The organism is Moorena sp. SIO4A5 (assembly GCF_010672005.1).
GTDB lineage: Bacteria > Cyanobacteriota > Cyanobacteriia > Cyanobacteriales > Coleofasciculaceae > Moorena.
On the sequence record NZ_JAAHHZ010000125.1, the window covers coordinates 1 to 17,806 of the forward strand.

Genomic DNA, 17,806 nt, shown 5'->3' on the forward strand with positions numbered 1-17,806 from the left:
ACTGGCGGCAACAGATCGGGGTGGTCAGTCAAGATACGTTTATTTTTAATGACAGTATTTTAGAAAATTTGCGTTACGGTCGTCCGTCAGCAAGCTTGGATGAGGTGGTGGAAGCAGCTAAAGCAGCCCAAGCCCACAAGTTTATTTTGGCCTTGCCTGATGGGTACGAAACGGTTGTGGGTGAGCGGGGCTATCGACTCTCCGGTGGACAGCGGCAACGATTGGCTCTGGCACGGGCATTAATTAAACAGCCAGAGATTTTAATCTTGGATGAGGCAACCAGTGCCTTAGATAGTGAGTCAGAGAAGTTGATTCAGCAAGCATTGGAACAGTTCCAGAAGGAGCGAACCGTGATTGTTGTGGCACACCGACTTTCGACCATTGCTGAGGCTGATCAGATTTTGGTGCTAGAGCGGGGAGAGGTTGTGGAGCACGGTACCCATAACTCGCTTCTGCATCAAGGTGAGCGCTATGCGCGGTATTGGCAGTTGCAGAGTAGTCAGGTGGCAGTTTAAGGCAGTAGCTTGAGGCAGGGCTGTTTCATTCTTGACCCTAAAATTGATCAGGGAGTGGGGAGTGGGGAGCTTACAAGGGTAGGTTTTTTACATTTGGGTCGGCAGTCGGGAATCGGGAGTCGGGAGTCGCTCATAAGGGTAGGTTTTTAACTTTGACATCAGGTGTGGGGTGTGGGGTGTGGGGTGTGGGGTATATAGCAATTATCATAGTCATGAGGTACTTTCGTTCTGGCTTTTAGGGAGCAGGGAGCAGGGAGCAGGGAGCAGGTAAGAGGCAAGAGGTAAAAAATCCTGTGTACCTCATAGCTATAAGAAACGGTATAATAAAATGTACTTAATTTGTCGTTAAAAATCATCAAGACAATAAAAGTACGTACTCGCCCCTTTGTAAAAAAACCTACCCTTGTAAGGGGCATCCTGCCCGCCCGAAAATATTCGGTGGGCTTGACTCATTAAGAATTAAATTCGCTGAAGGTGCCCTTTCCAATGGGCGAGTAAATCGCCCTTGGGTCGCACCTCAAGGTGCGCGCACCTTCGGGTCGCACCTGTGGAACAGGCAAGATGCCCATTCCACAGGTGCGACCCGTGGCGAATTTAATTCTTAATAGGTCAAGCGCACCTAAAAACTCTTAAAATCATTCCATTATTAAGCAACGCCTCAGCTCCTCTATTTTTCTTATCATTTTTCTAATCACCGGTTCGCCCACACCCCACACCCTACCAAGTTCACCAGGTTGCTTATCACCCAGTCAGGTATCTAAATGTAGGTACAGACGTGAAATAGATTCAACATTTCTGGTGTATTGTTATGTCTTGGAACACTCTCAATATTACTTCCACTGCTGAAATTGTCACCTCTCTTAGGGAAAACGGCTATTACTTCGCAGAAAGTGCATTAGATCAGATAGAGGCTGACCGGCTCTTAGAAGAAATCGACTTTGATGAGATTCTGATCAATAAAAATGACCTAGGTGTGGTTTGTTCAGGAAATCAGAAGTTTTTGAGCCATTGCCTGGCCAAGTCGAAGCGAGCCTACGATTTGATTACGTCTCAACAGGTTTTAGATGTTTGTAATGCTTATTTCCAAGCAGGATATCAGCTGATCAATCACAGGTTCTCTCAGACCCGTCGAGGGTTTCATATGCCCTGGCACACAGACAATAATCTGCTGCTAGGTAGTCAGTTTTTGCGTAAGCACCAGATGCAAGGTCTGGTATTTATTATATATCTTTCCGAGCCAAATTTAAGCCCGTTTCAGTATATTGAGGGTTCCCACCTTTGGTCATCAAAGTATGACGATGAGATTTATATCAGCGATCGCTGGGTTCAGACGCACTATCAGCAGGATATCAGAACCTTTGAAATAAAGAAGGGCGACCTCATCATCTTTGATTTGCATGGTATTCATCGAGCACGCCCGTTTAAAGACAGACATCATGTTCGAAATAGTTTTCAGTTCCAGGTCGAGCAAATTAAAGATGAATATCTTGGCCATGGAGAGCAAAATCTGGTCAATGCTGGGTTTATCGATAACCCTAGTCCAGACCTTTTCAACTACTTAGGATTTGGCATTCAGCGAAACTATCCAGTCTTTCCGAATAGTTCAATCGCAACTATGGCTATTCCAGAACTAATGAAGTTATATAAGCAGCTTTTGCTCCTGACGCTTAAGGCAATCTCTAATAACCTAGCCAAAGGGCTGCTACCTGGAGAATGGGAGGTGAGTTTAAAACGTAAACTATGGCATCTTAAATTGCCAAGTTCAAACAGCAGAAAGAGTTGATTCAGCAGGCATTGGAACAGTTCCAGAAAGAACGAACAGTGATTGTTGTGGCCCATAGACTTTCGAATATTGCTGAGGCTGATCAAATCTTAGTGCTAGAGCGGGGAGAGGTTGTGGAGCACGGTACCCATAAGTCACTTCTGCATCAAGGTGAGCGCTATGCACGCTATTGGAAATTGCAAAGTAGTCAGGTGGCAGTTTAAAAAATAAAATTTTTGATTGGTCAGATGACTTAGTAAGTAGGTGGGCATAAATAAACGTTAAAATTCAAAATACAAAAATGAAGCTGAAAGCCTTTATTAAAGGTTTTTTCAGCATTTTGAATCTCAATCGCTATTTTACGGATAATTAAGCCCACATAATTATTTGAGATTTAATCACTACTAAAAAAATAGAGAATAAAGCTGTAAATATAGATAGTTATTATGGCTTAATAAACGATATATTTTCAAAGTTTTACAGGATTTATTCTTGACAAGTTAGTCTAATTTTAGAGGATTAATTATGAATAAATCAATGCCTCTCTCAACCCCAGTTGTATTTCTAATTTTCCGCCGTCCTGATCTCACTGCCCGTGTGTTTGAAGTAATTAGGAAAGCGCAACCCACTAAGCTACTAGTAGTAGCAGATGGTCCCCGAAATTCAGCAGAAGCCTTACTATGTAGTCAAGCCCGGAGCATAATCAAAAAAGTGGATTGGGATTGCACTGTATTGGAGAATTATTCTGAGGTAAATCTAGGCTGCAAGAAACGAGTTAGTAGCGGATTAAATTGGGCTTTTAAGCAAGTGGAAGAAGCGATAATTTTAGAATACGATACACTACCAGACATAAGCTTTTTTCAGTTTTGTTCAACCCTTTTAGAAAAATATCGCTTTAATTCCGATATTTTTGCAATTGGAGGAACTAATGTTTTAGGAAGTTGGAAATCTAGAGAACAAGATTATCACTACTCATATCAAGGAAGTATATGGGGATGGGCAACTTGGAGGAGAGCATGGGAAAAGTATGATATTTTGATGAGAGCATGGCAAGATACAGGCACTAAAGAGCTTATTCGTAAGTTAAGCTTAAACGATAGATATTATCATGCTCTGGAAAAAATATATACTAAAGTTGCTGCTAATGAAGTAGATACTTGGGACACACAATGGGTTTTCTCTCGTATTTCTAATCAAAAACTAACAATACTTCCTAGCAAAAACCTAATTTCAAATATTGGCTTTGGTTTAGATGCCACACATACAATTGATCCAAATTCAAAACTCTCCAAGCTACCAGTATCAAAAATTAAATTTCCTTTAAGACATCCCAAATGTTTTATACCTGATTGGGATTTTGAAACAAAGTTACTAAGCTATTTGTTTGATGATCAAATAAGTCAAAAGCATAGTTTGAATCGCTTCAAAAGTCTGATTAATACGATTACCAGAAAAATTACGCTATAACCATAAACATGAAAGTAGGAATTTTAACTTTCCATGATGGAATAAATCATGGAGCATTTTTGCAAGCTTATTGTTTACAAGAAACTGTCAAAATGTTGGGTGCAGATGTCTATATAATCAACTATAGATCCCGCTTTTATCACAGTCAAAGATATAAGCAAAGACATGATTTTTTTATCAAATCATGGAAAACATATAGACATTTTTCTGTAATTAAAGTTAAATGGCAAAACATTATAAAAAATTTAAGGTTTAAGTATGCTCAACAATCTAATCTAAATCTAACCTTTTTTTCTCATGATATCTCGACTATTATTGAAAAATATAAATTTGATTTAATTATTTTGGGTAGTGATGAAATATGGAATTTTAAAAATGATAGTCGTGGGTTTGATCTAAATTACTTTGGAAAAGATTTGAGAGAAATACCAACAATATCCTATGCACCTAGTCTTGGACAAATATCACTAGGAGACAAGATACCTAATCAAATCAATACTTATTTGAAACAGCTTTCAAGTATATCTGTAAGAGACAGAAATTCTTTAGAAATATTAAAATCTATGGCATTGAATGCTACCCAAGTTCTAGATCCAACATTTTTGTATGATGTGCAAGTTATCAATCCACATAAAATCCCCAAAATAAACAAATATATCCTAGTTTATGCTGGCTATATAAGTACTGAAAACAAACAAAGTATTCAAGATTTTTCTAGGAGATATGGCTACAAATTAGTGGCGGCATCTTATGATCAAAACTGGTGTGATTATAGTTTTGTTGATGTAGGTATTTGTGAATGGCTAGGTCTATTCAAAAATGCCAGCTTTATTATTACTAATACTTTTCATGGGACTATATTCTCAATCCTAAACAAAAAAGATTTCTGTGTCTTAGATTTAAGAAGTAAAACTAATAAAATATCGAATTTACTAGAAGACTTAAAATTAGTTGATAGAATAGTTTATTCTTCTAGTGAATTTAATCATAAAATACTTGAAAGAATTGACTACAATAAAGTTTTTGATTTGATAGACAAATATAAAAAACAGTCTTTGTTATTCCTTGAGACAAATATTAATTCAATTTAATTTATGCTTAACCGAATCAAAACTAAACTAAAAAAACACTTTTTTCCTCTATATTTAATTAATAGCACTCAAGGAAAAGCGTTAGTATTAATATACACCAATAATATTTTGTTTAAGAGTGTATGGGAAAATTTCATTTACGATCTTGAAAAATACATACTTTTCTCAACAACCATCAATGAACCACAAGACTTTGAAAATTTAAAGTCAAGAATTACTGCTTGCTACCATGTAATTGAAAAAGGTTTATCATTAAAGAATCCTCGTTTAGGATTTGGTAAACAAATAATTGATGCTTTATTAAAACATCTTAGTCTTTATGTACAATTTGCATACCCTCAAGATAATGAGCAGTTTGTTTCAGCTCTTATGACATTAGAAGCATATTGTGATTTTCATGAAAAAAGAAACTATGATGTTTTTGACCTAAGAAATATCTTACATACTTTCAGCAAAACTGATTCCAATAAATATGTTAGTGGCGGAACTATTACTGTCTGTAAACAGGAAATTTTAGATTCAATTAATAAAAACTTTGAAACTCTAGCTCTCAAACGATTCAGCATCAGAAACTTTTCCGAAGGAAGCATTGATATAGGTTTAATATTAAAGGCCATAAAAATTGCTCAAAAATCTCCTTCAGTGTGTAATAGACAGTCTTCTTTTGTCTATATTATTGAAAGTGAAGAATTAAAAACGAAAGCACTGAATTATCAAAATGGAAACCGTGGATTTGGTCATTTAGCTGACAAAATATTGATATTAACATCAAATTTAAGAGCATTTTATAGTATTGAAGAACGAAATCAAGCTTTTATTGATGGAGGAATTTTTGGAATGTCTTTAGTGTACGCTTTGCATTCATTGGGCCTAGGAACCTGTACTTTAAACTGGTCTGCATCTAAGCAGCGAGATATTGAGCTAAGAAAAGCAATAGCTATCAGAGAAAATGAAGTTGTTATTTTTATGATTGCAGTTGGTTTACTACCTGAAAACTTTGATGTTCCCTGTTCGCAAAGAAAAAATTTAGAGGACGTATTCCAAATTATTTAATGCAGTTGACCTACGGAAAACTCGAATATTGATTTCTACAAGCAACTTTAAAATGCGTTCAAATCGCCCTATTTTAGTAACAGGTAGCAACCGCTCAGGCTCTACGTGGATTGGCAAAACAATTTCCTATTCTCCCTATGTTCGCTACATTCACGAACCATTTAATGTAGTAATTGCAGAGCGTACTTATAGTAAAAAAATACCACGTTGGTTTCACTACGTCACACCACAAGAACAAGAATGTTTTCTGCATTATATTAAACAAGTTCTCAATATTCCTGACGATCCAATTCAAGAGATATTGGTTGCACTTAATCAAGTAAAAATACGTCCTACAGCGTCAAAAATAGTTCGTTATTATTTTCCTGGCTTTTTAGGAGTTCGTCCCTTAGTAAAAGACCCCATTGCAATTTTTTCTACTGAGTGGTTAGCGACACAATTTGATATGGATGTTGTGGTAATTATCCGTCATCCTGCTGCCTATGTTTGGAGTGTATTAAAAGATCCAACTCATATGCATTCGTTTCAATCAGTTTTTATTGAGCAGCCAAAACTACTCGAAAAATTATCTGATTTAGAAACTGAAATTGTTGCTGCAATAGATGAAACAATGCCACTTTGGCAACGGGCAGCTGTTTTTTGGAAAGCAATTTATGCAATGGTAGTTAGTTACCGTAAGCAATATCCAAATTGGCTGTTCTATCGTTATGAAGACTTAGCTCTTGCTCCTTTAGAGGGATTTCGTAGTTTGTGCCAAGATTTGAATCTTGAATTTACGGACAATGTAGAGCAGATAATTAAACATCACGCTATTAATGAATTACCAGAAGAGCAAGATTTAAACTCTCATGTGAAACGGTTTCGCAGTGATAAACATGTCTATGATTGGAAGCAATTTCTTGAGCAAGAACAAATTTTAGCTATTAGACATATAACTGAACCAATAGCTTCAGAGTTTTATGGTGAAGGCGATTGGTAGCCTTGATATTTAAATGACTATTCTTCATATTAACCAAACTGATAAAATAGGTGGAGCTGCGATCGCAGCCTATCGTATTCATCAAGGGCTACTGAGAAATGAAATCGACTCTAGATTTTTGGTTGATTCTGCAATCACTAATAGCAGTCGCGTAGCTAAAGTTCCTCCTCGGGGTAAGATAGATGATCAGCTTCGTAAACTCACGACAGCTTTTGGTTTAAATAATATTTATATAACTAACAGTGCAGAAATTTGCCAACATCCATTTTATGAAAATGCCGATGTCCTCCACTTTCATAATCTGCATACTGGTTATCTCAACTATCTGGCTTTGCCTAGTATTACTCGTAACAAGCCAGCCGTGTTAACACTGCATGACATGTGGAGTTTTACAGGACACTGTGCCTATAGTTTTGATTGTAAACGTTGGCAGAGCGGATGTGGTTCATGTCCTTATCTAGACACAGATCCTGCTATAACAAGGGACGCTACTGCGATTGAGTGGAAACTTAAACAGTGGAGCTATCGGCGATCTAATTTAGCTGCAATTATTGCTACTAGCCAATGGAACGCTGCACAAGCAAAACAAAGCATACTTAGTCATATACCAGTTCACTATATTCCTCTTGGTGTAGATATAGAAGCTTATCAGCCCTTTGATACTAAACAATGTCGCTCCTTATTGGGATTACCTACTAACAAGAAGGTTTTGATGTTTGGGGCGCAAAATCTAACCAACTCTCGTAAAGGAGGAGACCTTCTACTTAAAGCACTTTCAAGTTTACCTCAATCTCTCAAAGGGGAAATAGTACTGCTGACTTTAGGAGATGGAGGTGAAGTAATCAGTGAATCAGTTGGTATACAAACACAAAACTTAGGTTTTGTTAGTAGTGATCACCTTAAAGCAATAGCTTATTCTGCTGCTGATCTATTTTTATTTCCCACTCGTGCTGATGCTTTTGGGTTAGTAGCCCTAGAAGCTATGGCTTGTGGTACTCCTACAGTTAGTTTTAAAGTAGGTGGTGTTCCTGATTTGGTACGACCAGGAACCACCGGGTATTTAGCAGAACCTGAGAATGTTGAAGATTTCTGTAACGGTATTATTCAACTCCTAACAGATCACAATTTGCGTGAGTACATGAGTCAACAGTGCCGAAAAGTGGCGGTTGCAGAGTATTCTTCAAAACTTCAAACTGAGAGACACATAAATCTATACCGTTCAATCTTAGAGGAAAGCAAGGATCGGCTAAGTAAACCAACAAGCTAATTTTACCAATCTTGGCTAGTATCGTAAAAAAAAACTATCCTTAATAATCTGTTCAAACGAGTAAAGACAACGTTCTGGAAACCTTCGCAATTGTAAATCGCTTTCTCGTAAAGCCAAATCAACACATGCTTCATAGCCATTTATCATTGCTTCTTCCAACCGAGACTTTAAGCTCGGATTTTGCTGCAAATGCCGTTTAATAGCCCGACGTTGCTCTCTAATACTCAAAACCAACATACCAGTATGGTAACTTGTAAATCCCTTATTAAGCCGGAGATTATTGTCATCTCTTCCGTACAACCTGCGCCAACTAGTGCAGGAGAAATCCTACTGCACCGCCATCTAAGTCAGCTAGATGGGTGGAAGGTTTCAGTGGTGCCCAATCCCCAAGACTTACCAACAAGATTAGTAAAAAGGCTGAATCGCACTCGATTTCATACCTGGGGCAACAATTTAAATGTTCTCACTCATGGTCGCAGTTGGGATCCCCTGTGCCATTCTCAGCAACTATCAAGCCAAAAAGCAATTGTGCTCACTGTTGCTCATGGTGATGGCTGCTGGGCGGCTTTGCGCTTTGCCAAAAAACATGGCTTGCCCCTAGTAACTATTTTCCATGACTGGTGGCCAGATTTACCTATTGTTCATGCCCCTTTTCGGCAACTAATCCCACGGCGTTTCCAGCAGCTTCATGATAGCTCAGACTTGGTACTTTGCGTCAGTGAAGGCATGCAAAACGCTTTAGGTTCGCATCCCAATAGTCAAATTCTTTATCCCATTCCAGCTTCTCTACCATCTGAACTAAGATCTAATCATTCCAATGCCGATACATCTCGTCCCTTGCGAGTTGTGTATTTTGGAAATCTCTATGAATATGGCCCAATGTTAGGGGAGTTGTTGCAGGGAGTCAAAGATCATCCTAGTTTACAGGTACAGCTTCGGGGAAAAAACCCTAATTGGTCGGCAGATGTTCAAAAGGAAATGCGAGAGCGCGGTTTGTGGCTAGACTTTGCACCCAGATCTGAGTTGAACCAGTGGCTAAGTTCAGCCGATGCTTGTTTGGTGACCATGAGTTTTGATCCTGCTATGAGGCGGCGCATGGAAACGAGTTTTCCTTCTAAATTGCCTGAATATGCTCAATTTTGTAAACCGATTGTGATTTGGGGACCAGAGTATGCTTCGGCGGTGCGTTGGGCTAAGGAAGGTAATAAGGCCATCTGTGTGACTAGGGAAAATCCAGCTGAATTAGTTTCAGCCCTTGAAAAACTCCAGAGAACTGCTGAGTTCCGCAAGCATTATGCTAAGCAGACTTGCCTGGCTGCTCAAAAACAGTTTAATCCATTAGTAATTCAAGAAGCTTTTTGTAAGGCAATTAGCGATTTGGTTTTTATTTAAAGATGCCAAAATTATAACAAAACTGGTGAATGAAACTAATTCAGTTTTTGAAACTATGCCTGATGTTAGTATTATTGTCCCTCTTTACAATAAAGCCCCTTATATAGGTGCAGCGATCAATTCTGTCCTTGCACAAACCATTACTGATTGGGAACTGTGGGTCGTAGATAATAACTCTACAGATAACGGCTTAGAAATCGTCCAAAAATATTGTGACCCGAGAATCCATCTTATTTCATGTCCTAAACGTACAGGTGGGCCTGGAGCACCTCGCAACGTGGGGTTAAGGCATGCAACAGGAACCTGGGTCTTATTTCTAGATGCTGACGACACGATAGAATCGACTCATTTAGAAAATTTATTGTCGCCTGTTGAGGATCATCCTGACGCAGCTATCATTGCCGGACATTGGCAAGAATATACTAATTCAAATCCACAACAGCGCACCTTGAAAGCACCTGCTGGCTATGGTTCAACAGCTTCTGGCTTTCCTGATGGAGCAATTGCCTTTGCTTCCTGGGCAGTGCATTCAGCAATAGTTAGGCGAGATATTTTGCATACACCATTTATTTGGGTTGAAGCGCTTGACCGTTATATGAGTGAAGACACAGCCTTTTGGTTTCGCCTTACTTCTACATTCTCGGTAGCATATACTGCTAGCGCTGGTGCACTCTATCGCCAAGAAATTGAAGACAACCGAAATCAGCCAGATGTTCTGGCTTTATGGTTTCAATCTATGAAGGCAATTACTACCGCTAACATAGAGTTTCTTAGTCAACAACAGCGATCGCTAACCGCAAAACATTGTGAAAGTCTCATGCGTCTCTACTCAGATATTTATCTGAAGGCACGACTACAAAATGACGCCACAACTGCTCATGAAGCAATGAAAATCGCTAAGGAATGGCTCAAAGAATGCTCAAATCGAAAAGGTTGTAGGTCTTTTTCACTCAGGGTAAGGGAAGTACTAGGATTGCATCGATTCCTTTCTATCATGTATTGGCAACAAAATTTAGTCACAACAGTTAAGGTGAATTATTTATGATATTTGGAATTGTAGTAACAACTATCTACAGTGGTAACTTTCTCGACGAATATTTCGAGCATTTCAAAGCAAGAAACCAGCTTGATCAGGTTCGCTTTTATATTGTTGGCGATCTATCTACACCTCCTGAGTGTCGTCAGCGAGTCGAAAAGTATCAGGGGGAGGGGTTGCCTTGGTTTTATCTCGGCCAAGAAGAACAGAATAAATTTTTAGCTCCATTTCCAGAACTAGCAGCTGAGATTCCTTGGAAAACTGATAACCGTCGGAATGTAGGGTTTCTAATGGCCTACCGCGATCGCTGTGATGCCATTATTGCCATTGATGATGACAACTATCCTCGGGCTGATTGGCCATTTTTAGAAGGTCATCAACATGTTGGCAAACAGACTACCTTACCGACAGCGACTGGCTATCAACAGTGGTTCAACCTCTGCACCATGATGGATGTTAACTGTGAACGCCAAGGTGTCAGCGGCACTGTGTATGCCCGTGGTTTTCCCTACAAGCGACGTGATCCTCGCTGTAGCAACATTGATACGACCTCTAGTACTGGTCTAGTTAGCATTAATGCTGGTCTATGGTCTGGAGATCCTGATGTGGATGCAGCTACCCGCTTAGTCACTGGATGTGCGGCAGAAGCCCAATTTAGCCAAAGTGTGCTTCTAGCTCCAGAAACACTAATGCCTATAAATACCCAAAATACTGCGTTAATTCGAGATGCAATTCCAGCTTACTATTATGTGAAGATGGGGCATCCAGTTGGAGGAATGAAGCTCGACCGCTTTGGTGATATTTTTAGTGGTTTCTTTGTTCAGAAATGTGCCCAAGCTGTCGGCCATCGAGTACGCATAGGTAGTCCTGTAGTAGAGCATCGTCGTTCATTTCACAATCTCTACAAAGATCTCTGGAATGAACTAGCAGGCATGGTGGTAATTGACGATATGTTACCACTATTAGAGAAACCGTTACCTACAGCCACAACCTATAGCGAAGCTGCCGTATGTTTAGCTTCATGGATCATGGAGTGGAGCCATAGACAGAAAGGCTTTTTATGGGACGCAGCACTTGAGCAATATTTCTCAAATGTTGCTCGTAATATTGAACTTTGGGTATCTGTTTGTCGAGAATTAGATTCATAATGACTTCTCTTGTTTCAACTGTCTTAAACGATCGTGAGGGTCTCAAGTTGTTTTTTCAACAAATGGAAAAACAAACACGCTACCCTAAGGAAATTGTTATTGTTGATGGTGGTTCTTCCGATGGTTCGTGGGAGTTAATGCAAACCTATGCTGAGCAAGGAACTATCCCTTTGCGATGCTATCAAGATGTAGGTTGCAATGTGGCTAGAGGACGCAATTTAGCCATTCAATATGCAAAACATGACCTTATCATTTCCACTGATATTGGCTGTGAGTGGGATCCGGAATGGCTTCAAGAACTCGTTGCTCCGCTAGAAGCTGACTCTAGTGTTGATTATGTAGTTGGTAGCTGGTCTGTTAAGCCCGACTCAGTTCATACACCCTGGGCTAAAACTGAGTTAGTGCTGCGAGGGCATGTTTTTATTGCAACGCCTGAAGCAAATGCAACATCGCGCTCAGTTGCATATCGCAAACAGGCATGGGAAAACGTTGGAGGTTACCCAGAAGATCTGACGCTGGCAGCTGACGACACAGTTTTTGACTACTTAATTAAAAAGCATTGCATTAAGTCAGCTGCAGCACCTATCGTGCGCTGCTATTGGCACAGATTTGAGCGCTTACAGCAATATCTCAAAGAAGAGAAGCGCAACTTCTTCGGTGATGGAGAAGCCATGACCCGCAATAACTACTTTGTCTTAGTGGGGGGCAGATTATTGCTTGAAGTTCTAGGTGTAGCCAGCGTAAGTCTGCTCCTCCTTGACACGCCTTTATCCTATCTAACTCTTGTAGGGCTGCTTTTTAGCCTAATATCCATTAGCCATCGCATATTAAAATTTAGCCCCAAGGCTCAACAACTGGCTCAGTTAGGAGTCTCATTTGCACTATTTCATCTGATAGCTTTCCATTATCTTGCAAAACTGTGGGCATTATGGGGCTATGTCAAAGGGTATTTACATGGTGCTAAACACTGTCAAGACTGTCGTCGTCGTTTGCATAAACCTTTAGAGGCTTTGCTTTGAGACTATAGCGGTTTTTAGCCTAATGAAGTACACAGAATTTTTTACCTCTTCCCTCTTCTGACTTTACTGCTACCTTCTCCTTTCTCCCTGCTCCCTGTTCCCTGCTCCCTAAAACCAAAAAACTTGTACCTTACTAGCTTAAAAACCGCTATAATGAGCATTCCAATCATTTTTATCCACCATGGTAATGCTGACTGTCTTTTTTATGCAGTTTGGCATGCCAAACAGACCAATCCAAACTCTCGAATTATACTATTAGGTGATAAGGCAAATGCCCATTTCATCTGGTTACTAGGCATTGAGCACTACTACACAAAGAACTATACCCAAAGCGCTCAGTTATCTTTGAAGAACTATATCCATCTGAGTACAAACGGTGAAGAATTTGAGAGATTTTGCATTGCTCGATGGTTCATTCTCCATGAATTTTTAACACAGAATTCAGATATTGGTCGGTGTGTCTATCTGGATTCCGATATTTTAGTGTACGATTCATTAGATGAGCCAGCCCAGAACTTGTCTAAATTTGGCATGACGATGGTGTTTTATTCAGCCCATACAAATTTTATAAATCAGCCGAATTTGTTAGGTGAATTCTGTAGTTTTATTCGCCGACACTATGATGAGGAAGATTTGAGGCAATGGTTACGGTGTCATCATGAAAATTTTATCGCTGAAGCGGGATGCGGTGGCATTTCCGATATGACGTTTTTCCATAAATTTACCCTCAGTAATCCTGATAAGATTGCGACCCTTTTTAAACCGATGTTAATTAATTCAAAGCTCTGCACATTTGATGAGCGTATTGATTCAGATGCAGGTGGTTATCAACTCAAATCAGATGGTTTAAAGTTGATTAATTGGCAGCAATATATTCCATATGGAAAACATAAATTATCGGGAAAAATTATTAAATTTTTTACACTTCATTTTCAAGGAAACAATAAACAAATAATGGTAAGTTTTGTATCTATAATAAATTACATTTTTTATATAAAAAAAGCCATTAATAATATTATCTTATTAAAGACAAAGACTTATAATAAGTTACAACGATTCTTCAAAAGAATATAGCTTAAATTTATAATTTATTTAATTTACATATTGAGGTAAGTAAGATGGGACTAGATAGACACGGTACTAAGTTTTTACTATATGCTAAATCACAAGGAGTTGATTTCGATCATACAGCTACTATAGGTAGGCAGGGGTTACATTTAGATTCCTGTGAGCTTAAGAATAATTTCTCCTTGTTTGGTCAAGAAGTATTTGAAAAGTACTTACAGGAAATATTTCAAAAACATGGAGGATAGGCCGATGGTTTTTTTCTGCACATTGGTGCGAGTATTATTGATTCTTTTGATTACTCAGATTATGAAAATTGCACTTATGTTCATGACATGAATTTACCGCTACCAGATTGCTATAAAAATAAATATTCAGTTGTTTTATATGGCGGATCTTTAGAACATATATTTAATTTTTCTATTGCATTAAAAAACTGTATGGATATGGTTAATGTGGGTGGAAATTTCATGTCAATAACACCTTGTAATAATTTTACAGGACATGGTTTTTATCAATTTAGTCCAGAAATTTTATTCAGATGTTTTTCTAAAAACAATGGCTTTCAAATAGAGAAAGTATTCATTGTAGAAGATGACTGGCACAAGAATAATGTCACTTGGTTTTCTGTTGTAGATCCAGATAAAGTAAGAAAACAGGCCGTTTTCAGAAATAATCAACCTACTTTTTTAATGGTTTTAGCTAAAAAAATTAGTTCAATTAATACCATTGATTCTGAAGTTCCTCAGCAGAGTTTTTATACCCTTACCTGGAGTGGTGATTTATCTTAATATAAAGCTAAAAATACAATTGAGGTTTCTAAAATGTTTCCACTAAAACGCTTAATATACCGACCTGCAAAATCTGTTTTAAGACAAGCGATATCTAACTTAGCAGCTTTGATACAACCAGCTTATGATTCCGAATCTTTTGAACCTTTTAATTTTTGATTTCAATAAATAAATTACCACTACCACCCTATCGTACTATAAAAAGCGATCATTAGATATGTTCAATTGGACTCAATATTCACTCGATCCCAATCAAGGTTATACACATCAAGAGTGGAAAAAATTTTACGATAATATATCTAAATTTGTATTTCAGTATAGAAATGATTTTCTATATTCTTACATCAGTCAGTTTGAAAATATTTTAGATATTGGTTTTGTTGAACATACACTTGACTATATTAACAAAGATACCTGGTTTCATGGAAAATTAAGAAAAAAAGCTGCTGGAAAAGAAGTATGGGGACTAGATTTAAATTCCGAATTAGTAGAAGAGTGTAAAGTTAAGTTCTGATTTGATAACCTTATCGCTGCAGATGCCTGTGGAAAACCAATCAAAGAAAATTATTTCGATATAATTTATGCAGGCCATGTAATTGAGCATGTTTCAGATTTAGGATTATTTTTTAAGTTCTGCCATGGTTCTTTAAAACCAGGTGGAAAGCTACTAATATCAACACCTAATCCCTTTGGCAAAAGCTTTAATCAATGGCGAACAAAGTATAAATTAGTGCCAGTCAATATGGAGCACGTTAACTGGATAACACCATCCTGTATCAATGAGCTTTGCAGAAGATATGATTTTGAATTTGAAAAATCAATCTATCCTAAGCCGCTAGGAAGTAAATTCAGAAGCCTAAGGAAGCTTTTATTCAGTCTATGGAAAGACTATCGTTTTCAAACGAGAGATCTTTATTATGATGAGTATACGTACATTTTAAAAAAGCTCTGATTTTATGTTTCGCATGGATATTTGTTAATTATATTGCTCTTGAATTATCTAACATAACTTGCTCAAAGCTAACTAATTTCATGAGGATTTTATACTATTCTCCTGCCAGCTATGGAGGACTAGCTGACTATGCCCATTACCAAGCTAATGCCCTTGTATCTGCTGGTGCAGAGGTAACGTTACTGACTACGCCCAACTATCCTGTAGGTAGGGGAGAAGCCTATGAGATTGTACCGATTTTGGATGATACCACGGCAAGTCCTGGGGTGCATAAACCAATGCCCAAGGTTCTTAAAGCAGGCTATCTTTCCTATAATCTGCTCAGCAATATTGCTAGATTAACCCGTTTTATTGAAGAACATAGGTTTTGTCACGTCTTAATGGGTTCTTACCTGGAATACCTTGCGCCCTTGTGGGCCCATCACCTGAGGCAATTAGCCAATCGGGGAGTGGTATTTGGTGCAGTAGTCCATGATCCCGTGCGAGATTTTGTCCTGGGGCCTCAATGGTGGCATCGTTGCTCTATTGCAGCAGGCTATTCGTTTCTGCGGGAGGCATTTGTTCATGAAGCAATTGATTTAGATACGGTTCGCCCTATGCCTCAATTGCGCACAACCGTAATTCCCCACGGTATTTATGAATTGCCCCAAGCAACCCAATCTAGGGAAAAAATGTGCAACTTACTTGACTTACCTCCAGAGGCTAAGGTGATGTTGTCCTTTGGGCATATTCGTCCGAACAAAAACCTTGACCTGGTAATTGAGGCAATGGCTCGTGTCCCTGAGGTATATTTAGTAGTCGCCGGTAAAGAACAGTCTTCTAGTCAGCAACTTGCTCGTCGTTATCAAGAACTAGCTCAGGAATTGGGTGTAGCAGATCGCTGTCGCTGGCAGATTGGCTTTATTCCTGAAAGGGAAATTCCTAATTTGTTTGACATGAGTGATTTAGTTTTATTGACTTATGATCAGACATTCCACTCTGCTAGCGGTGTTTTAAGCGTTGCCACACACCATCGCAAACTTTGCTTGGTTTCCAGTGGAGAAGGACCTTTGAAAGAGGTAGTGCAAAAATATCAATTAGGGTTGTGGGTTGAGCCTAATAGTGTAACAACGATTGTCGAGGGCTTAAAGTCATGGCTGGAAATGCCAATCAAACCTTGCTGGAAAGAGTATTTTAGGGACAATTCTTGGCATAAAAATGCCCAGATTGTTCTTAGTGTTTTAAAAACTTAAACAAATCTGCCTATAAGTCCTAATCAGTGAATCCTAAAATTATTGCAGGTAGTATTATCAACTATCACTACAACCATTGCCTTAGTAACTGTCCCTCCCGTAAAATCCGCATTGCTTACCTCAAGGCATATTTAGCCAGGCTAGGAAAGGAAACATCGGTTCAAATGGGCTGTCGCTTTCTTAACGGGCGTAAAGTCTATTTGGGCGATCGCAACGTAATTAACTTTGGTTGTTTATTGGATGGTCGCCATTATCAAATTCACACTGGTAACGATGTTTCTATTGGTCCAGAGGCAACCATTTTAACCTTAGGGCATGACCCCCAATCCCCTAGTTTTGGGGATCGAGGTGGAGATGTCATTATTGGCGATCGCCTTTGGATTGCCTATCGAGCTATTATTTTACCTTCAGTAAAAATAGGAGAAGGTGCGGTAATTGGTGCAGGGTGAGTAGTCACTAAAGATGTGGAACCCTACACCGTTGTGGCAGGTAATCCCGCTAGATTTATTAAAAAGAGAAATCCAGAGTTAGACTATCAATTACATTACCACCCATGGCTCCTGTAAAAAATATCAATTAGATAATAATTAAAATTGTGTTTAAACAATCTCATCAGTGGATCTGCTGTCAAATCGGAGCAAGAGAACATTACGCTATTCCCAGATCCCTACATCAACAGGGTAACCTATCTCACCTAATCACAGACGCCTGGATTACTCCCCAATCTCCCCTCAACTATCTACCCAAAAACCTACTCACCAGTTTACGCGATCGCTTCCACCCAGATCTTGCTCAAGCATCCACTCACGCCTTTACCAATTCCTTGATTCAGCTAGAAATCCAGCAACGTCTGCAAAAAGTGCGTGGTTGGGAACAAATTATTGCCCGTAATCACTGGTTTCAACAAAACGCTGTCAACTATCTGGCAAAAATTGCTCCAAAATTTAATAAACCTCCCATCCTCTTTACTTACAGCTACGCAGCCTTAGATCTATTACAATTTGCCAAAGCTCAAGGGTGGCGCACTGTCCTCGGAC

At 38.8% G+C, this 17,806-nt stretch carries 21 protein-coding genes and 1 pseudogene; 20 read left to right on the top strand and 2 right to left on the bottom strand.

The window, feature by feature from the left end; genetic code table 11:
- On the top strand, positions 1 to 515 hold a 515-nt coding region (locus F6K57_RS27255; protein ID WP_293071586.1), incomplete at its 5' end, for an ATP-binding cassette domain-containing protein.
- A gap of 158 nt (positions 516 to 673) precedes the next feature.
- Here the strand turns inward: F6K57_RS27255 and F6K57_RS27260 are convergent.
- Positions 674 to 871 carry a hypothetical protein gene (locus tag F6K57_RS27260; protein WP_293062123.1) on the bottom strand — a complete coding sequence of 66 codons (198 nt, stop codon included), beginning with the start codon at positions 869 to 871 and terminating at the stop codon, positions 674 to 676.
- Positions 872 to 1,323: 452 nt separating this feature from the next.
- On the opposite strand from F6K57_RS27260, the gene F6K57_RS27265 reads away from it, so the two are divergent.
- From F6K57_RS27265 to F6K57_RS27295, 7 genes are all read left to right on the top strand, one after another.
- Positions 1,324 to 2,298, top strand: a complete 975-nt coding sequence (locus F6K57_RS27265) for a phytanoyl-CoA dioxygenase family protein (protein WP_293071587.1) — start codon at positions 1,324 to 1,326, stop codon at positions 2,296 to 2,298.
- The gene (locus F6K57_RS27270; RefSeq protein WP_293071588.1) at positions 2,295 to 2,501 is read left to right on the top strand and encodes a hypothetical protein; all 207 of its coding nucleotides are present in this window, start codon (positions 2,295 to 2,297) and stop codon (positions 2,499 to 2,501) included. The genes F6K57_RS27265 and F6K57_RS27270 overlap by 4 nt, the downstream gene beginning before the upstream one ends.
- 301 nt (positions 2,502 to 2,802) lie before the next feature.
- Entirely contained in the window at positions 2,803 to 3,744 is a 942-nt protein-coding gene (locus F6K57_RS27275) for a glycosyltransferase family 2 protein (RefSeq protein WP_293071589.1), read from the top strand.
- A gap of 8 nt (positions 3,745 to 3,752) precedes the next feature.
- Positions 3,753 to 4,835 (top strand): polysaccharide pyruvyl transferase family protein, encoded by a 1,083-nt coding sequence (locus F6K57_RS27280; RefSeq protein ID WP_293071590.1) that lies wholly within the window; start codon positions 3,753 to 3,755, stop codon positions 4,833 to 4,835.
- A 3-nt stretch (positions 4,836 to 4,838) separates the two neighbouring features.
- Positions 4,839 to 5,888: a nitroreductase family protein gene (locus F6K57_RS27285; RefSeq protein WP_293071591.1), complete on the top strand. Its 1,050-nt coding sequence runs from the start codon at positions 4,839 to 4,841 to the stop codon at positions 5,886 to 5,888.
- Between the two features lie 28 nt (positions 5,889 to 5,916).
- Entirely contained in the window at positions 5,917 to 6,867 is a 951-nt protein-coding gene (locus F6K57_RS27290) for a sulfotransferase (RefSeq protein WP_293071592.1), read from the top strand.
- Between the two features lie 13 nt (positions 6,868 to 6,880).
- A complete protein-coding gene (locus tag F6K57_RS27295) occupies positions 6,881 to 8,134 on the top strand; it encodes a glycosyltransferase family 4 protein (protein ID WP_293017717.1) in 1,254 nt (417 codons plus the stop codon).
- Positions 8,135 to 8,149: 15 nt separating this feature from the next.
- Here the strand turns inward: F6K57_RS27295 and F6K57_RS27300 are convergent, their stop codons facing one another.
- On the bottom strand, positions 8,150 to 8,371 hold the full coding sequence (locus F6K57_RS27300) for a DUF29 family protein (RefSeq protein WP_293046557.1): 222 nt from the start codon (positions 8,369 to 8,371) through the stop codon (positions 8,150 to 8,152).
- Between the two features lie 6 nt (positions 8,372 to 8,377).
- Here F6K57_RS27300 and F6K57_RS27305 point away from each other — a divergent pair, with 6 nt between their 5' ends.
- The 12 genes and pseudogenes from F6K57_RS27305 to F6K57_RS27355 all read left to right on the top strand — a co-directional run.
- Entirely contained in the window at positions 8,378 to 9,526 is a 1,149-nt protein-coding gene (locus tag F6K57_RS27305; RefSeq protein WP_293071593.1) for a glycosyltransferase, read from the top strand.
- A gap of 25 nt (positions 9,527 to 9,551) precedes the next feature.
- On the top strand, positions 9,552 to 10,571 hold the full coding sequence (locus tag F6K57_RS27310) for a glycosyltransferase family 2 protein (RefSeq protein ID WP_293017711.1): 1,020 nt from the start codon (positions 9,552 to 9,554) through the stop codon (positions 10,569 to 10,571).
- Positions 10,568 to 11,710: a hypothetical protein gene (locus F6K57_RS27315; RefSeq protein WP_293017709.1), complete on the top strand. Its 1,143-nt coding sequence runs from the start codon at positions 10,568 to 10,570 to the stop codon at positions 11,708 to 11,710. The genes F6K57_RS27310 and F6K57_RS27315 overlap by 4 nt, the downstream gene beginning before the upstream one ends.
- Positions 11,710 to 12,729, top strand: a complete 1,020-nt coding sequence (locus tag F6K57_RS27320) for a glycosyltransferase (protein ID WP_293017707.1) — start codon at positions 11,710 to 11,712, stop codon at positions 12,727 to 12,729. Before F6K57_RS27315 ends, F6K57_RS27320 begins: the two co-directional genes overlap by 1 nt.
- A 153-nt stretch (positions 12,730 to 12,882) precedes the next feature.
- Positions 12,883 to 13,803: a hypothetical protein gene (locus F6K57_RS27325; protein WP_293071594.1), complete on the top strand. Its 921-nt coding sequence runs from the start codon at positions 12,883 to 12,885 to the stop codon at positions 13,801 to 13,803.
- Between the two features lie 44 nt (positions 13,804 to 13,847).
- Positions 13,848 to 14,042 (top strand): hypothetical protein, encoded by a 195-nt coding sequence (locus F6K57_RS27330; RefSeq protein WP_293017705.1) that lies wholly within the window; start codon positions 13,848 to 13,850, stop codon positions 14,040 to 14,042.
- 87 nt (positions 14,043 to 14,129) lie between these two features.
- Entirely contained in the window at positions 14,130 to 14,585 is a 456-nt protein-coding gene (locus F6K57_RS27335) for a hypothetical protein (RefSeq protein ID WP_293071595.1), read from the top strand.
- A gap of 217 nt (positions 14,586 to 14,802) precedes the next feature.
- Positions 14,803 to 15,099: a hypothetical protein gene (locus F6K57_RS27340; protein ID WP_293071596.1), complete on the top strand. Its 297-nt coding sequence runs from the start codon at positions 14,803 to 14,805 to the stop codon at positions 15,097 to 15,099.
- Between the two features lie 12 nt (positions 15,100 to 15,111).
- A complete protein-coding gene (locus F6K57_RS42180) occupies positions 15,112 to 15,537 on the top strand; it encodes a methyltransferase domain-containing protein (protein ID WP_364304297.1) in 426 nt (141 codons plus the stop codon).
- 80 nt (positions 15,538 to 15,617) lie between these two features.
- The gene (locus F6K57_RS27345; protein WP_293071597.1) at positions 15,618 to 16,769 is read left to right on the top strand and encodes a glycosyltransferase; all 1,152 of its coding nucleotides are present in this window, start codon (positions 15,618 to 15,620) and stop codon (positions 16,767 to 16,769) included.
- 26 nt (positions 16,770 to 16,795) lie between these two features.
- Positions 16,796 to 17,218: an acetyltransferase gene (locus F6K57_RS27350; RefSeq protein WP_293071598.1), complete on the top strand. Its 423-nt coding sequence runs from the start codon at positions 16,796 to 16,798 to the stop codon at positions 17,216 to 17,218.
- 146 nt (positions 17,219 to 17,364) lie between these two features.
- Positions 17,365 to 17,806 (top strand): annotated as a pseudogene (locus F6K57_RS27355) (glycosyltransferase); the annotation flags it as partial.

Coding starts and splice junctions, on each gene's coding strand:
- F6K57_RS27260 (WP_293062123.1), bottom strand. CDS start 871: ATGATTTTTAACGACAAATTAAGTACATTTTATTATACCGTTTCTTAT.
- F6K57_RS27265 (WP_293071587.1), top strand. CDS start 1,324: ATGTCTTGGAACACTCTCAATATTACTTCCACTGCTGAAATTGTCACC.
- F6K57_RS27275 (WP_293071589.1), top strand. CDS start 2,803: ATGAATAAATCAATGCCTCTCTCAACCCCAGTTGTATTTCTAATTTTC.
- F6K57_RS27280 (WP_293071590.1), top strand. CDS start 3,753: ATGAAAGTAGGAATTTTAACTTTCCATGATGGAATAAATCATGGAGCA.
- F6K57_RS27285 (WP_293071591.1), top strand. CDS start 4,839: ATGCTTAACCGAATCAAAACTAAACTAAAAAAACACTTTTTTCCTCTA.
- F6K57_RS27295 (WP_293017717.1), top strand. CDS start 6,881: ATGACTATTCTTCATATTAACCAAACTGATAAAATAGGTGGAGCTGCG.
- F6K57_RS27300 (WP_293046557.1), bottom strand. CDS start 8,371: ATGTTGGTTTTGAGTATTAGAGAGCAACGTCGGGCTATTAAACGGCAT.
- F6K57_RS27305 (WP_293071593.1), top strand. CDS start 8,378: ATGGTAACTTGTAAATCCCTTATTAAGCCGGAGATTATTGTCATCTCT.
- F6K57_RS27315 (WP_293017709.1), top strand. CDS start 10,568: ATGATATTTGGAATTGTAGTAACAACTATCTACAGTGGTAACTTTCTC.
- F6K57_RS27320 (WP_293017707.1), top strand. CDS start 11,710: ATGACTTCTCTTGTTTCAACTGTCTTAAACGATCGTGAGGGTCTCAAG.
- F6K57_RS27325 (WP_293071594.1), top strand. CDS start 12,883: ATGAGCATTCCAATCATTTTTATCCACCATGGTAATGCTGACTGTCTT.
- F6K57_RS27330 (WP_293017705.1), top strand. CDS start 13,848: ATGGGACTAGATAGACACGGTACTAAGTTTTTACTATATGCTAAATCA.
- F6K57_RS27335 (WP_293071595.1), top strand. CDS start 14,130: ATGAATTTACCGCTACCAGATTGCTATAAAAATAAATATTCAGTTGTT.
- F6K57_RS27340 (WP_293071596.1), top strand. CDS start 14,803: ATGTTCAATTGGACTCAATATTCACTCGATCCCAATCAAGGTTATACA.
- F6K57_RS27345 (WP_293071597.1), top strand. CDS start 15,618: ATGAGGATTTTATACTATTCTCCTGCCAGCTATGGAGGACTAGCTGAC.